The organism is Pseudomonas sp. PAMC 26793, from assembly GCF_000313235.1.
Classification (GTDB): domain Bacteria; phylum Pseudomonadota; class Gammaproteobacteria; order Pseudomonadales; family Pseudomonadaceae; genus Aquipseudomonas; species Aquipseudomonas yamanorum.
Window position 1 is genome coordinate 1 of record NZ_AMXG01000032.1, and the last position, 15,393, is coordinate 15,393.

The following is a 15,393-nucleotide window of genomic DNA, read 5'->3' on the forward strand; positions in this document are numbered from 1 at the left end:
CTGTCCATGGGCCGTCGCAACAAAATGACCGGCGTGGCCGAGCAGTTCCAGTACATCCTGCGGGATGAGTCGATGCACCTGAACTTCGGTATCGATGTGATCAACCAGATCAAAATCGAAAACCCGCACCTGTGGGATGCCGAGATGAAGGAAGAAGCAACCCAGATGATCCTGCAAGGGACTCAGCTGGAAATCGAATACGCGCGCGACACCATGCCACGCGGCGTGTTGGGCATGAATGCGGTGATGATGGAGGATTACCTCAAGTTCATCGCCAACCGTCGTCTGTCGCAGATTGGGTTGAAGGAAGAGTATCCAGGGACGACCAACCCGTTCCCGTGGATGAGCGAGATCATGGACTTGAAGAAAGAGAAGAATTTCTTTGAGACCCGCGTGATCGAGTACCAGACCGGCGGCGCGCTGAGCTGGGACTGATTAACGACGAAAATCAAATGTGGGGGCGGCGGTGCGACGATTCGACTTGCTCGCGAATGCAGAGTGTCAGTCGCCGGAAGCATTGACTGTTTCACCGCATTCGCGAGCAAGTCGAATCGTCGCACCGCCGCCCCCACATTGGGTCCGCTGTGTTCTACAAGACGTTGCACATTAATTTTTATGCCCAATCAAACCATCAAGACACCCTGCGTCGGTCTGTGTTCCACCGTTTACGGAGACCTGGTATGCCGGGGCTGCAAGCGTTATCACCATGAGGTGATTCAGTGGAATGGCTACAACGCCGAGGAGAAACAAGCGGTGTGGCTGCGCCTGGAACAACTGCTGGTGCAAGTGATGACCAGCAAGCTGCAGGTGCTGGACCCGCAGCGTCTGCGCCAGCAACTGGAAGACCGCAAGATCCGGTTTGTGCCCCACCAGTCGCCGTATTGCTGGGCGTACCAGTTGATTGCCCGGGGCGCGCGGGTGATTTCGAAGCTGGATGCGTATGGGTTGGCGCTGTTGCCGGAGTTTCGCGAGCGAAGTCTGGCGGATTTGCGGGATGCGATTGATCGGGAGTTTTTTCTGTTGTCCGAGGCGCATTACGAGCGGTATATCGCGCCGGGGTTTCTGCGGGAGTCTTTTGGGGCGCCGTTGATCGCCAGTACTTTGGGATAAACACCGACTCATGTGGCGAGGGAGCTTGCTCCCGTTGGACTGCGCAGCAGGCCCATCTTTTGGGGCCGCTTCGCAGCCCAGCGGGAGCAAGCTCCCTCGCCACGGTTCTTGTTGTGTCAGCACTCCCAGGACGCATCCCGCTCCGTCTGCAACGCGTACCGCTCGATCGCCTGCTGACACACTCCCCGCTCCAGACTCCCCTGCTCCACCAACGCTGTCAGTGCCGCCAGCACAATGTGATGCCGGTCCACCTCAAAGAAATCCCGCAATGCCGCCCGGGTATCGCTGCGACCAAAACCATCCGTCCCCAGCACGGTGTACGCCGAATCCACGTACGACCCAATCATCTGCGGCACCGCCCTTACATAGTCAGACACCGCCACCACCGGCGCGCCCTTTGGCAAACAGGCCGCCAGATGGCTGTGCCGCACCGGCTGTTGCGGATGCAGGCGATTCCAGCGTTCCACTTCCCGGGCGTCTCGGGCCAGTTCGCTGAAGCTGGTGACACTGAAGACTTCAGCTTCAATCTGCCAATCGTCCGCCAGCAATTGCGCCGCTGCCTGGGCTTCACGCACCAGCGTGCCCGAGCCGAGCAAGCGAACCTTGCCATCGGGCTGCCCGCTAAGCCGGTACATGCCTTTGATGATTGCCGCTTCGACACCTTCCGGCAGGCTCGGCTGCGGGTAGTTTTCGTTCATCAGGGTCACGTAGTAGAACTCGTCCACATCGTGCTCCAGCATCTGGCGCATGCCGTGGTCGAGGATCACCGCAAATTCACCGGCAAACGCCGGGTCGTAGGCCCGGCAATTGGGCACGGTGGCAGCGGTCAGGTGGCTGCTGCCATCCTGGTGCTGCAAGCCTTCGCCGCCCAGGGTGGTGCGCCCGGCGGTGGCGCCCAGCAGGAAGCCACGGGCACGCTGGTCGGCGGCGGCCCAGATCAGGTCGCCGACGCGCTGGAAACCGAACATCGAGTAGTAGATGTAAAACGGCAGCATCCGCAGGCCATGCACCGAATAGCTGGTGGCCGCCGCTACCCAGGAGCTGATGGCGCTGGCTTCGCTGATGCCTTCTTCAAGGATCTGCCCGTCGGTGGCCTCGCGGTAGCTGAGGATCGAGCCAATGTCTTCCGGCTCGTAGCGCTGGCCGACACTGGAATAGATGCCGATCTGCTTGAACAGGTTGGCCATGCCGAAGGTGCGCGCCTCATCGGCGACGATGGGCACAATGCGCGGGCCGAGGGCCTTGTCCTTGAGCAAGTTGGTGAGCATGCGCACAAAGGCCATGGTGGTGGACATTTCCTTGCCGTCCGCCTGGGTGGCAAACGCGCCGTAGCCCGACACTGGCGGAACGCTCACCGCAGGCGCCTGCTGGCCACGGCTCGGCACATACCCGCCGAGGGTGGCACGGCGCTGGTGCAGGTAGCGCATTTCGAGGCTGTCTTCGGCCGGCTTGTAGAAGCTCAGGGACTCGGTCTGCTCATCCGTCAGCGGCAACTGAAAGCGGTTGCGGAAGGCGATCAAGGCCTCGCGGTCGAGCTTCTTCTGCTGGTGAGTGGTCATCTTGCCCTGCCCGGCCTCGCCCATGCCGAAGCCCTTTTTGGTCTGGGCCAGGATTACCGTCGGCTTGCCAGTGACCCGGCGTGCGGCGTGATAGGCGGCGTGGATCTTGACCATGTCATGGCCGCCACGCTTGAGGCGGTCGATCTGCTCGTCGCTCATGCCCTCGACCAGTTTGGACAGCGCCTCGCTTTGACCGAAGAAGTGTTGGCGGTTGTAGGCGCCGTCCTTGGCGGCGAAGGTCTGGAACTGCCCGTCCACGGTCTGCGACAAGGTGCGCACCAGCGAGCCGTCGGTGTCTTTGGCCAGCAAGGCATCCCAGTCCGAGCCCCAGACCAGCTTGATCACGTTCCAGCCGGCACCGGCGAACAAGGCTTCCAGCTCGTCGATAATTCGCCCGTTGCCCCGCACCGGGCCGTCCAGGCGTTGCAGGTTGCAGTTGACCACCCAGGTCAGGTTATCCAGGCCTTCACGGGCGGCCAGGGTCAGGGCTGACATGCTTTCCGGCTCGTCCATCTCGCCATCGCCAAATACACCCCATACGTGGCGGTCGGTGGTGTCCTGCAAACCGCGATGCTGCAAGTAGCGCATAAACCGCGCCTGGAAAATCGAACTGATGGGACCAATGCCCATGGAGCCGGTGGGAAATTGCCAGAAGTCCGGCATCAACCACGGATGGGGATAGCTGGACAGGCCACGGGCGCCCGCCTTGCCGGCGCCGATTTCCTGGCGATAGTGGGCCAGGTCGGTTTCGCTCAGGCGCCCTTCAAGGAAGGCGCGGGCATAGATGCCCGGGGCGGAGTGCGGCTGGTAGAACACCAGGTCACCGCCGAAACTGTCGTTGCGGGCACGGAAAAAGTGGTTGAAGCCTACCTCAAACAAATCCGCCGCACTGGCGTAGCTGGCGATATGCCCGCCCAGCTCGCCATAGGCCTGGTTGGCGCGTACCACCATGGCCAGCGCGTTCCAGCGCACCACCGAGGCCAGGCGCTCTTCGGTGGCCAGGTCGCCGGGGAACGGCGGTTGCTGCTCCACGGCGATGCTGTTGATATAGGGCGTGCCGTGCCGGGGTTTCCAGGCGATGTGCGGCGCGCCGCCGGCCTCCGCCAGCATGTCGAGGATCTCCCGCGCCCGCGCCGGCCCGGCGTTGGCCACCAGGGAGGCCAGGGCATCGCGCCATTCGGCCAGTTCTTCCTGGTCCATCGCTGTCTGACTCACTGCGTTCGCGAAACCGTTCATGGGCACCTCCGGGCTTTTTTTCCAGTTTATGTCGGTGCCAAGGGATTTTTTGACTGTTATACGCAGCCTCTCGCAGCCTTTTGAGCACAAATCACTGCCAATCGACCAATTCAAAGCACGTTGTGCTTGAAGCCCCGAAAACCCCGCAATTGTGTTTAAAATGCCGCCCGCTCAATGACCGACGTTGCCCGATGAACCCAGACGCACTCGCCACCCTGCACACCCATTTGCTGAACGCACTGCAAACCGTCCCCGCCGAAACCCGGCGCCTGTTCCACGGGCGTGGCCGCTGCTGGCCGGGCCTGGAACAACTCACGGTGGACTGGCTGCAAGGTGTAGTGCTGGTCTCGCTGTTCAAGGAGCCAGAAGCCGCGGAGCTTGAAGCGTTGAAGCAGAGGCTGGTGCAGATCGACTGGCCGTCGTTCGGCGCCCATACCGTGGCGCTGCAACACCGTTACCTGCCGCAAAGCACCACCGAATGGCTGTTTGGCGAGGTGGTCGACGAACTGACCATCACCGAAGGCGGCCTGCGCTACCTGATAGACCTGGGCAAAAAGCAGAACAGCGGGCTGTTCCTCGACATGCGTTATGGCCGCAACTGGGTGCGTAAACAGGCGCAGGGCCTGCGGGTGCTGAACCTGTTTGCCTACACTTGCGGGTTTTCCGTGGCGGCCATCGAAGGCGGCGCCGAGCATGTGGTGAACCTGGACATGGCCCGTGGCGCACTGAGCCGTGGTCGCGATAATCACCGCTTGAACGGCCATGACCTGAGCAAGGTGACCTTCCTCGGCCACGACCTGTTCAAGTCCTGGGCCAAGGTCACCCACAGCGGCCCGTACGACCTGGTGATCATCGATCCGCCCTCGTTCCAGAAAGGCAGCTTCCTGCTGACCAAGGACTACCAGCGGGTGCTGCGTCGCCTGCCGGACTTGCTCACGGCCCAGGGCACAGTGCTGGCGTGCATGAACGACCCGGCGTTCGGCGAAGACTTCCTGATCGACGGCGTAACCCGCGAAGCGCCGGGCCTGCGCTTTGAGCAGCGGCTGGAAAACCCGCCGGAATTTCCCGATATCGACCCGCAGAGCGGATTAAAAGCGCTGGTGTTTCGCCAAGGCTGATGCCGAAACGTCCCACGCTTGCTACGCTTAACCTACGCCGGGTGGTGAACCTTATCCCACCCTTCCCGGTCGATACCTGCACACTCTGGCCAGATTCGACGGTGTTACCCCGTCGGCTGCCCTGTTTCACCTTTTGGAGAACGCCCCTGTGATATCGACCCTGCATGTAGCCCGTCTCAAGGCCTGGGGCGCCCACGGTTTTACCGCGACCGGCGTAGTACTGGCTTTCCTGGCCACCCTGGCACTGCTCGACAACCAGCCCAAGGCTTGCCTGCTGTGGCTGGGCCTGGCCTTGATCGTGGATGGAGTGGACGGCTCCCTCGCGCGACGGGTGAACGTGCAAACGGTGCTGCCAAGCTTCGACGGCTCGGTATTGGACCTGGTGATTGATTACCTGACGTACGTGTTTATTCCGGCGCTGTTTATCTATCGCTATATCGCCCTGCCGGACTTCACCCCGTTGTTTACGGTGTCGGTGATTCTGGTGTCGTCGCTGTTCTGCTTCTGCAACGTCAACATGAAGAGCAAGGACAACTACTTCCAGGGCTTCCCTGCGGCCTGGAACGTGGTCGCGCTGTGCGTCTACATCATCCAGCCAGCAGCCTGGATCACCTTGCTGACGGTGATCGTGCTGGCGCTGTTGACCGTGACCCCAATGAAGTTCCTGCACCCGTTCCGGGTCAAGCGCTTCATGCCGCTCAATATCGCCGTGACCACCATCTGGTTGCTGTGCAGCCTGCTGCTGGTGATCGACTTCCCGTACACCAATCGCCTGACCCTGGGCCTGTGGTTGCTGATGTCGGCGTACTTCCTGGGGATCTGCTTCTGGCGGACCGCACTGGAGTGGGTCGAAACACATAAATAGCCAAGCGGGCACGGTTGAAATGTGGGAGCGGGCTTGCTCGCGAATGCGCAGTGTCAGTCACCGGATAGAGTGGCTGATTCACCGCATTCGCGAGCAAGCCCGCTCCCACATTGGGAATGCATCCCGCGACGCTCTGCGTCACCCTTGCGGCAGCAGGACGCGGAGCGTCCAAGGCGGCATTCCCACGCAGAGCGTGGGAACGATCATAGTCGCAGGCCCCCACGCTAATCGGTAAGATACCGGCCTTTCGCGCAGCCCTTGCTGCGCCTTGCCGACTAAGTCTTGCCCATGCCCTTCGAACTCAGCGTTGACCTCACCACCCTGGCGATCCTCGCCGGGGTTGCCTTTATCGCCGGTTTCATCGACGCCATCGCCGGCGGTGGCGGCCTGCTCACCACGCCTGCCCTGCTGACTGCCGGCATGCCGCCGCACCTGGTGCTGGGCACCAACAAACTCAGCTCCACCTTCGGCTCGGCTACCGCCAGCTTTAACTTCTACCGGCGCAAGCTGTTTCATCCGCGACAGTGGGTGCATGCCATCGTCGGCACGCTGATCGGCGCACTCACCGGCGCCGTCGTCGCCCATTACCTGCCCGCCGAAACCCTGAACAAGATGCTCCCGGTGATTGTGTTCGGCTGCGGTTTGTATTTGCTGTTCGGCGGCACGCCCAAAGCGGCGCTGGATAACGACGCGCCGATCAAGAAAAAATGGCAATCCACCCAGGGCTTCGGCCTGGGTTTCTACGATGGCGTGGCCGGCCCCGGCACCGGGGCGTTCTGGACGGTGAGCACCATGCTGTTGCACCCCATCGACCTGGTAAAGGCCAGCGGCGTGGCGCGCAGCATGAACTTCGTCAGCAACGCGGCGGCGCTGACGGTGTTCATTTTCAATGGCTCGGTGGACTGGATTGTCGGCCTGTGCATGGGCGTTTCGGTGATGTGCGGCGCGTTCTTTGGCGCACGCAGCGCCATCAGCGGCGGCGCCAAGTTCATTCGCCCGGTGTTCATCACCGTGGTGCTCGGCCTGACGGTGCGCCTAGCCTGGCAACACTGGTTCAGCGTGGCCTAAGCGACGGGCCAGGTAGAGGTCGATCAGGTAGCGCGCAATCGAGCGTGACGCCGGCAACGGCGGCAGCTCATGGATGTTGAACCACTGCGCGTCTTCGATCTCGTCGGCCTGGGGCACGATGTCGCCGCCGGCGTACTCGGCGTGAAAGCCCAGCATCATCGAGTGCGGAAACGGCCAGCACTGGCTGCCCATGTACTGGATGTTCTTGACCTCCACCTGCACTTCTTCACGCACTTCGCGAATCAGGCAGTCCTCGGCTGACTCACCTGGCTCGGCAAACCCCGCCAGGGTGCTGTAGACGCCCGTGACAAAGCGCGGCGAACGGGCCAGCAGGATCTCGTCGCCACGGGTCACCAGCACGATCATGCTCGGCGAGATACGCGGGTAGCTGCGCAGGTCACAGGCCTGGCAGAACATCGCCCGCTCCCGTGGCACCTGCACCATCGCCTGGCCGCAACTGCCGCAAAACCGGTGTTCGCGGGCCCAGGTGCCGATTTGTGCGGCGTAACCGAGGACTTTGTACAGCGTGTGGTCGCCTTGCAGCATGAACGCCCGCAGGCCCTGCCAGCCGCAACCCGGTACATCGGTTGGGCTATTGAGCTCCAGCAGGTACACCGGCTCGCCGTCCAGATGGCCGATGCCGTGCTCGGCGAACACCGAGAGGTCCTGGCGCTTGAGCCATTCCCGGGGAAACAGCGGGCCGTTCTGGTCGTGTAAAAAGCCTTCACGGCTGCGGGCTACGGCCCAGCCGCCCGGGGCGTCGTTGTCCAGCAGCGTTGTGGTAATCCAGCCTGGGGTCATGTTCAGTCAATCCACGAAGTCGGGTTTCTGCTTGCTCATATGGGCCGCGATGGCCACGCGCAGGTCGTTGGATTGCAACATAGCTGAGTTCCAGGTGGCAACGTATTCCAGGCCGTCATTGATCGTGTGGTCACGCATGTAGCTGATCATCGCCTTGGTGCCGGTGACCGCGATCGGGGATTTGGCGGCAATTTCCCGGGCGATGTCCATCACGCCGGCCAGCAGGCTCTGGTGATCGCTGTACACGCGATTCACCAGGCCGATGCTGCGGGCCTCTTCGGCACCGAACGGGCGGCCGGTGTAGGCCAGCTCGCGCAGCATGCCATCGCCGACGATGCGCGGCAGGCGTTGCAGGGTGCCGACGTCGGCGGCCATGCCGATATCGATTTCCTTGATGGAGAATTGCGCGTCTTCGGCGGCATAGCGCATGTCACAGGCGCTGATCAGGTCGATGGCGCCACCGATGCAGTAGCCGTGGATCGCGGCGAGTACCGGCTTGCGGCAGGTGTCGACAGCGTTGAAGGAAGCTTGCAGTTCGAGGATCTTGCGTCGCAACAGACGTGCGTTACGGCCTACGTCCTTGCCGAATTCGTTGGCCACCGAGGCCAGCATCATCAGGTCGATACCGGAGGAGAAATGCTTGCCGGCACCGCTGATGACCACCGCACGCACGGCGTCGGTGTCTTCGACCCATTGGAAGATGTCGATGATCTCGGTCCAGAACGCTGCGTTCATCGCGTTGATCTTTTCCGGGCGGTTGAGCTGCACATGGGCGACGTTGCCGCTGAGTTCGACGACAAAGGCTTGGTATTCGGACATGGCAGTGATCCTTGACTGGCGGCTGGAATAAGGGCCGAACTATAACAAGGCACCGCGTGAGGGGGTAAGGCTGTGCAAACGCCAAAAGCGGGACTGAAGAACGATGAAGATCACATGTGGGAGCTGGCTTGCCTGCGATGGCGGTGTATCAGTCAACAAAGATGCAAGCTGACCCACCGCTATCGCAGGCAAGCCAGCTCCCACAATGGTTTTGTGGTGTTCTTCAGCTCGGTAGCCAGAGGCGGAACCGTGCGCCGCCCAACGGCGAGGCTTCGGCCGTAAGGGTTCCGCCCTGGGCCTCCAGCGCCCGCCGGCTGATGGCCAAGCCCAGCCCAAACCCTCCAGTGGCGCGGTCACGGCTGCGGTCCAGCCGGTAGAACGGTTCGAAGATCCGCTCCCGCTGATCCACCGGAATACCAATGCCGTCATCGTCCACCCAGATCTCACAGCCCTTGGGGCACACCTTCACGCCCACCTGAATCCGCCGCTCGCAATAGCGCATGGCGTTGCGCAGCAGGTTTTGCAGGGCCCGGGCGGTCAGGCGCGGGTCCAGGGTGAAGCGCTCCACCGCGCAATCCAGCACCACATCCATCACGATATCGGGGTTTTCCAGCTCGTCGTCGACGCTGCCCAGGATGCTGTCGATGAACTCATCCAGCACCACTTCCACCTGCTCGGGTGTTTGCGCCGGGTTTTGCAGGCGGCTGTAAGACAGCAGCTCCAGCACCAGCTCGTCCAGCTCACGAATGTGCGCCACCAGCCCTTGCAGGCGTTCGCGGCTGGCCGCAGGGAGGTCGTCGGACAGCGCCAGGGCCAGGCCGAAGTCCAGGCGGGTCAGTGGCGTACGCAGTTCATGGGAGACCGCATTGAGCAAGTCACGCTGTTGATTGAGCAACTGTTCGATGTCGTTAGCCATGGTGTCGAACACCGCCGCCAGGCTGCCGATGTTGGAGCTGGGGGGGATTTTTGTGCGCGCCGCAAGGTCGCCCTGACCCAGTTGCGCAGCAGTACTTTTCAGGCGTTCAAGGTCGCGCCAGTGGGGCCGTAGCCAGAACAACAGGCACGCCAGCAGCGCCGCGCCGATCAGCACGTTCATGCTCCAGTACAACAGGTTCATGTCCAGCGGGTCCGGCGGGACCGAGACCTTGACCACCAGTTGGTCGTCCAGGGGTGAACTGACGTCGTCCGCCCAGCCCCACTCCCCCAGGCGCACCACCATCTGGTCCTTTTCCAGCAGGCGCTGTTCTTCCGGGGTGTAGCTGGCGTCCTGGATGCGCAGCAGTTGCACCTTGAGCGGGGCAAAATCCGCCGACAGGCGCACGGTGACATTGGCCCACTGCTCCACCGGCACCCGTTGGTATTCCTTGACGATCAGGCTTTGCATCCCCCGGGACTGCTCGATGTTGTAGCTCATGTAACGGTGTTCAAACAGCTGGATCACCGCCCGCGGAACCAGGTAGATCGCGGCGGCGAAGGTGACGATGGTGATCAGGTACAGCCGAATCAGGACGCGAAACATGGCTCAGCATTCCCACTCGGAACGGCTGAACAGGTAGCCCTTGCCCCACACGGTCTTGATCTTGCGCGCCTCGCCTGCGTGGTCGTCGAACTTGCGTCGCAGCTTGGAGATCGCCACGTCCACCGAGCGGTCGGTGCCGTTGAATTCGATGCCTCGCAAGCGTTGCAGGATCTGGTCGCGGCTGAGCACTTCGCCGGCGTGCCGGGCCAGTACCACCAGCAGGTTGTATTCACCGCTGGACAGCTCAACCGGCTGGTCACGCCAGGTCACGGTGCGTTCCGACAGGTCGATGCACAGATTGCCCATCAGGATCTGGTCGTTGGCCACCTGGGGTTCGGTGAGGCTGCTGCGGCGCAGCAGGGTCCGTACACGGGCCAGCAATACCCGGGGCTCGCAGGGTTTGGTGACGTAGTCGTCGGCGCCCATTTCCAAGCCGAGCACTTGGTCGTGGCTGTCGTCCCGGGCGGTGAGCATCAGGATCGGCAGCGTGGCCGAGTCGGCCCGCAGCAACCGGCAGACTTGCAGGCCGTCGAGGCCCGGCAGCATCAGGTCGAGGATCACCAGGTCCGGTGGATTGAGCCGTGCGCGCTCACGCACATGGTCGCCACGGCTGAGCACACTGACGTGATAGCCGTTGCGTTCCAGATAACTGGCGATTAATTCGGAGAGCGCGGCGTCGTCTTCCACCAGAAGAATGTTGGGCATGGTATTTCCAAATAATACAATTTCTGAGTAGTACGCAAATCCAATGTGGGAGCGGGCTTGCTCGCGAAAGCGGTGTTTCAGTTAACGCATACGGCGGCTGACACACCGCGTTCGCGAGCAAGCCCGCTCCCACATTTGATCTTCGGTGTCAGGAAGATCGTGTAAGGTTCGGCGGTTATGAAGGATATACGCCCGCGTGCATCTGTGGGCCGCACCTTACATTTCTTCACACACCACCTACAGAGCTTCACAGCACTGTGGCGGGGGCGACCGTAGGATGCGCCAGTCAATATTGGGATATGAGCATGTCGAAGAATCTGTTTGCGCCGTTTTGCCTGTTGGCCCTGACACTGGCGCTGAGCGCGTGTGGCAAGTCGGCGGACGAAGCCGCCGAGGCACCGCTGGCCAAGGTGCGGATCGAAACCCTTGAAGCCAAGCCCCTGTCCATCACCAGCGAGCTGAGCGGGCGCATTGCCGCGCCACGCATCGCCGAAGTGCGCGCCCGGGTGGCCGGCGTGGTGTTGCAACAGGTGTTCAAGGAAGGTCACGACGTGAAACAGGGCGATGTGCTGTTCCGGATTGACCCGGCGCCGTTCAAGGCCGACCTCGACAGCGCCCAGGCCAGCCTGCGCAAGGCCGAGGCCAATGCGTTCCAGGCGCGCCTGCAAGAGCAGCGCTACAGCCAACTGGTGGAAGGCAACGCCATCAGCGGCCAGGAATACGACAATGCCCGCGCCGCCGCCCGGCAAACCGCGGCGGATGTGGCCGCCAACCAGGCCGCCGTGCAACGCGCCAAGTTGAACCTGGGCTATGCCACCGTCACCGCGCCGATTTCCGGGCGCATCGGCCGCGCGCTGGTGACCGAAGGCGCCCTGGTGGGCCAGAACGAGGCCACGCCGATGGCGCTGATCCAGCAACTGGACCCGATCCACGCCGACCTGACCCAATCCACCCGCGAGCTGAACGACCTGCGCCGGGCCTTTCGCGCCGGGCACTTGAAGCAAGTCGGCCAGGACCAGGCCAAGGCCACGCTGATCCAGGATGACGGCAGCCTGTACCCGCTGCCGGGCAAGTTGCTGTTCGCCGAGATCAGCGTCGACCCGGGCACCGGGCAGATCATCTTGCGCAGCGAATTCCCCAACCCGGACCTCGACCTGCTGCCCGGCAGCTTTATCCGCGTACGCCTGGAGCAAGCCGTCGATCAGCAAGGCATCAGCGTGCCGCAGCGGGCGATCACCCGCGACAGCGCCGGGATCCCGATGGTGTTGCTGCTGGACGCCGAGCAAACCGTGAGCCAGCAACCGTTGGAACTGGGTTCGGTGGTCAATGACCGCTGGGTGGTCAACAGCGGCCTCAAGGCCGGTGACCGTATCGTCGTCGAAGGCCTGCAACACGCCCGCCCTGGCGAGAAAGTCCAGGTTGACGACAGCCCCGCGCCCATCGCCCAGGCATCCGGCCAGTAAGAAAGGAACCGTTCACAATGCCGCAGTTCTTTATTGACCGCCCGATCTTCGCCTGGGTGGTCGCCCTGTTTATCCTGCTGGCCGGCGCCCTCGCCATCCCGCAGTTGCCGGTGGCGCAGTACCCCAACGTCGCCCCGCCGAAAGTCGAGATCTACGCCGTGTACCCGGGCGCCTCCGCGCAGACCCTGGACGAAAGCGTGGTCAGCCTGATCGAGCAGGAGCTTAACGGCGCCGATCACCTGCTGTATTTCGAATCCCAGAGCAGCCTCGGTTCGGCCACCATCACCGCGACCTTCCAGCCGGGCACCGACCCGGAAATGGCCCAGGTCGATGTGCAGAACCGTCTCAAGGCCGTGGAGCCGCGCCTGCCGCAAGCGGTGACGCAGCAAGGTTTGCAGGTGGAGAAGGTCTCCGCCGGCTTCCTGCTGCTGGTCACCCTCACCTCCAGCGACGGCAAGCTCGATGACGTGGCGCTCAGCGATTACCTGGCGCGCAACGTGATGAACGAACTCAAGCGCCTGGACGGTGTGGGCAAGGCCCAGCTGTACGGCGCCGAGCGCGCAATGCGAATCTGGATCGACCCGCAGAAGCTGATCGGTTTCAACCTGACCCCCGCGGACGTCAACGCGGCCATCGCGGCGCAGAACGCCCAGGTATCGGCGGGCAGCATTGGTGATTTGCCGGGTACCAAGACCCAGGAAATCACCGCGTCGATCCTGGTGAAAGGCCAGCTGTCGACCCCGGCTGAATTTGCCGACATCGTGCTCAAGGCCAATCCGGACGGTTCCACCGTGCGCGTCGGTGACGTGGCACGGGTGGAAATCGGCAGCCAGGAATACCAGTTCTCCACCCGCCTGAACGGCAAGCCGTCCACCGCCGTCAGCGTGCAGCTGTCGCCGGGGGCCAACGCCTTGAGCACCGCGACCCTGGTACGGGCGAAGATGGACGAACTGGCGCGCTACTTCCCGGCCAACGTTGAGTACAAGATCCCATACGACACTTCGCCGTTCGTGAAAGTCTCCATCACCAAGGTGGTGTACACCCTGGGCGAGGCGATGCTGCTGGTGTTTGCGGTGATGTTCCTGTTCCTGCAAAACATCCGCTACACGCTGATCCCGACCTTGGTGGTACCGATCGCCTTGATGGGCACTTTCGCCACCATGCTGTTGCTGGGTTTCTCGATCAACGTGCTGACCATGTTCGGCATGGTATTGGCCATCGGCATTTTGGTGGACGATGCGATTGTGGTGGTGGAGAACGTCGAGCGGATCATGGTCACCGAGGGCCTGTCGCCCAAAGAGGCTACGCGCAAGGCAATGGGCCAGATTACCGGGGCGATTGTCGGCATCACACTGGTGCTGGTGGCAGTGTTCCTGCCGATGGCGTTCATGCCGGGCTCGGTGGGCGTGATCTATCAGCAGTTCTCGTTGTCGATGGCCACTTCGATCCTGTTTTCGGCATTCCTCGCCCTGACCTTGACCCCGGCCCTGTGCGCGACATTGCTCAAGCCGATTGCCAAGGGCGAGCACCATGAGAAAGGCGGCTTTTTCGGCTGGTTCAACCGTCGCTTCGAACAGTTCACCGACCGCTATGAAGGCTGGGTGGCCTATGCCCTCAAGCGCAGCGGGCGTTACCTGCTGATCTATCTGGTGTTGGTGGTGGGCCTGGGGGTGTTGTTCAGCCGCCTGCCCTCCTCGTTCCTGCCGGTGGAAGACCAGGGCTACACCATCACCGACATCCAACTGCCGCCGGGTGCGAGCAAGAACCGCACGGTGCAGGTGGCTGAGCAGATCGAGGCGCATAACGCCGGCGAGCCGGGCGTGGGCGATACCACGATGATCATGGGCTTCAGCTTCTCCGGCTCGGGGCAGAACGCGGCGCTGGCGTTTACCACGCTCAAGGACTGGTCGGAACGCAGCAGCAAGGATTCCGCCGCCGCCATTGCAGACCGTGCCAACGCGGCCTTTACCGAGCTGAAGGACGCGATTGCCTACGCGATCCTGCCACCGCCGGTAGATGGCCTGGGCACCTCCAGTGGTTTCGAGTTCCGCCTGCAAGACCGTGGTGGCGTGGGCCATGCCGCCTTGATGGAGGCCCGTACCGAACTGCTGGCCGCCGCCGAGAAAAGCCCGATCCTGGCCAACGTGCGTGAAAGCGCCCTGGCCGAGGCGCCTCAGGTACAGCTGGAAGTTGACCGCAAGCAAGCCAACGCCCTGGGCATTTCCTTTGCCGATATCGGCAATGTGCTGTCCTCAGCCATCGGTTCGGCCTATATCAACGACTTCCCCAACCAGGGCCGCATGCAGCGGGTGGTGGTGCAGGCCGAAGGTGATCAGCGCAGCCAGGTGGCGGACCTGATGAAAATCCATGTGCGCAACAACGCCGGGAAGATGGTGCCGCTGTCGGCCTTTGTCGAAGCGCGCTGGATCCAGGGCCCTGCCCAGTTGACGCGTTATAACGGTTACCCGGCCATCGCGATTTCCGGTGAATCGGCGCCGGGCCACAGTACGGGCGAGGCGATGGAAGAGATCCAGCGGCTGGTCAGCCAACTGCCCGCCGGCCTGGGCCAGGAGTGGACTGGCCTGTCGTTGCAGGAGCGTTTGTCCGGCTCCCAGGCACCGCTGTTGCTCGGCTTGTCGCTGCTGATCGTGTTCCTGTGCCTGGCGGCGCTGTATGAGAGCTGGTCGATTCCGACCTCGGTGTTGCTGGTGGTGCCTCTCGGCGTGCTCGGCGCAGTATTGGCCGTGAGCTTGCGCGGGATGCCCAACGATGTGTTCTTCAAGGTCGGCCTGATTACCATCATCGGCCTGTCGGCAAAGAACGCGATCCTGATCATCGAGTTCGCCAAGGACCTGTATGACCAGGGTGAAGACTTGATCGATGCCACGCTCAAGGCTGCACGCCTGCGTCTGCGGCCGATCATCATGACCTCCCTAGCGTTCATCCTCGGCGTGGTGCCGTTGGCGATTGCCACCGGTGCCAGCTCGGCAAGCCAGCAGGCCATCGGCACCGGGGTGATCGGTGGGATGATTACCGCGACGCTGGCAGTGGTGTTTGTGCCGGTGTTCTTCGTGGTGGTGATGAAACTGGTGAAAAAGCGCCACAAAGACAGCTGAACAAAGGACTCAGG

The 15,393-nt window shown here is 62.5% G+C and carries 12 protein-coding genes; 7 read left to right on the plus strand and 5 right to left on the minus strand.

What is annotated here, in order from left to right; translation table 11 throughout:
• Together D109_RS0113670 and D109_RS0113675 are read left to right on the plus strand one after the other, a co-directional pair.
• Nucleotides 1-435, plus strand: a 435-nt coding sequence (locus D109_RS0113670; RefSeq protein ID WP_017477399.1) for a ribonucleotide-diphosphate reductase subunit beta, incomplete at its 5' end; no start/stop codon positions are given.
• 180 nt (nucleotides 436-615) lie between these two features.
• A complete protein-coding gene (locus tag D109_RS0113675) occupies nucleotides 616-1,110 on the plus strand; it encodes a DUF1289 domain-containing protein (RefSeq protein ID WP_017477400.1) in 495 nt (164 codons plus the stop codon).
• A 116-nt stretch (nucleotides 1,111-1,226) separates the two neighbouring features.
• Here the strand turns inward: D109_RS0113675 and mdeB are convergent, their stop codons facing one another.
• The gene (gene mdeB, locus D109_RS0113680; RefSeq protein ID WP_017477401.1) at nucleotides 1,227-3,905 is read right to left on the minus strand and encodes an alpha-ketoglutarate dehydrogenase; all 2,679 of its coding nucleotides are present in this window, start codon (nucleotides 3,903-3,905) and stop codon (nucleotides 1,227-1,229) included.
• Nucleotides 3,906-4,096: 191 nt separating this feature from the next.
• Here mdeB and D109_RS0113685 point away from each other — a divergent pair, with 191 nt between their 5' ends.
• From D109_RS0113685 to D109_RS0113695, 3 genes are all read left to right on the plus strand, one after another.
• Nucleotides 4,097-5,023, plus strand: coding sequence for a class I SAM-dependent methyltransferase (locus tag D109_RS0113685; RefSeq protein WP_017477402.1), 927 nt, complete (start codon nucleotides 4,097-4,099; stop codon nucleotides 5,021-5,023).
• 148 nt (nucleotides 5,024-5,171) lie between these two features.
• Nucleotides 5,172-5,888 carry a phosphatidylcholine synthase gene (gene pcsA, locus D109_RS0113690; protein WP_017477403.1) on the plus strand — a complete coding sequence of 239 codons (717 nt, stop codon included), beginning with the start codon at nucleotides 5,172-5,174 and terminating at the stop codon, nucleotides 5,886-5,888.
• 288 nt (nucleotides 5,889-6,176) lie between these two features.
• Nucleotides 6,177-6,956, plus strand: coding sequence for a TSUP family transporter (locus D109_RS0113695; RefSeq protein WP_017477404.1), 780 nt, complete (start codon nucleotides 6,177-6,179; stop codon nucleotides 6,954-6,956).
• Here the strand turns inward: D109_RS0113695 and nudC are convergent.
• From nudC to D109_RS0113715, 4 genes are all read right to left on the minus strand, one after another.
• Entirely contained in the window at nucleotides 6,924-7,757 is an 834-nt protein-coding gene (nudC, locus tag D109_RS0113700) for an NAD(+) diphosphatase (RefSeq protein ID WP_017477405.1), read from the minus strand. The two genes, D109_RS0113695 and nudC, sit on opposite strands and share 33 nt — an antisense overlap.
• Before the next feature lie 6 nt (nucleotides 7,758-7,763).
• Complete coding sequence (locus tag D109_RS0113705) at nucleotides 7,764-8,576, minus strand: crotonase/enoyl-CoA hydratase family protein (RefSeq protein WP_017477406.1); 813 nt, start codon at nucleotides 8,574-8,576, stop codon at nucleotides 7,764-7,766.
• 223 nt (nucleotides 8,577-8,799) lie between these two features.
• The gene (locus D109_RS0113710) at nucleotides 8,800-10,095 is read right to left on the minus strand and encodes an ATP-binding protein (RefSeq protein ID WP_017477407.1); all 1,296 of its coding nucleotides are present in this window, start codon (nucleotides 10,093-10,095) and stop codon (nucleotides 8,800-8,802) included.
• A 3-nt stretch (nucleotides 10,096-10,098) separates the two neighbouring features.
• Nucleotides 10,099-10,800: a response regulator transcription factor gene (locus D109_RS0113715; RefSeq protein ID WP_003214048.1), complete on the minus strand. Its 702-nt coding sequence runs from the start codon at nucleotides 10,798-10,800 to the stop codon at nucleotides 10,099-10,101.
• A gap of 305 nt (nucleotides 10,801-11,105) precedes the next feature.
• On the opposite strand from D109_RS0113715, the gene D109_RS0113720 reads away from it, so the two are divergent.
• Both D109_RS0113720 and D109_RS0113725 read left to right on the plus strand, forming a co-directional pair.
• Nucleotides 11,106-12,263 (plus strand): efflux RND transporter periplasmic adaptor subunit, encoded by a 1,158-nt coding sequence (locus D109_RS0113720; RefSeq protein WP_026077948.1) that lies wholly within the window; start codon nucleotides 11,106-11,108, stop codon nucleotides 12,261-12,263.
• Between the two features lie 17 nt (nucleotides 12,264-12,280).
• Nucleotides 12,281-15,379 carry an efflux RND transporter permease subunit gene (locus tag D109_RS0113725; RefSeq protein WP_017477409.1) on the plus strand — a complete coding sequence of 1,033 codons (3,099 nt, stop codon included), beginning with the start codon at nucleotides 12,281-12,283 and terminating at the stop codon, nucleotides 15,377-15,379.
• The last annotated feature ends 14 nt before the right edge of the window (nucleotides 15,380-15,393 follow it).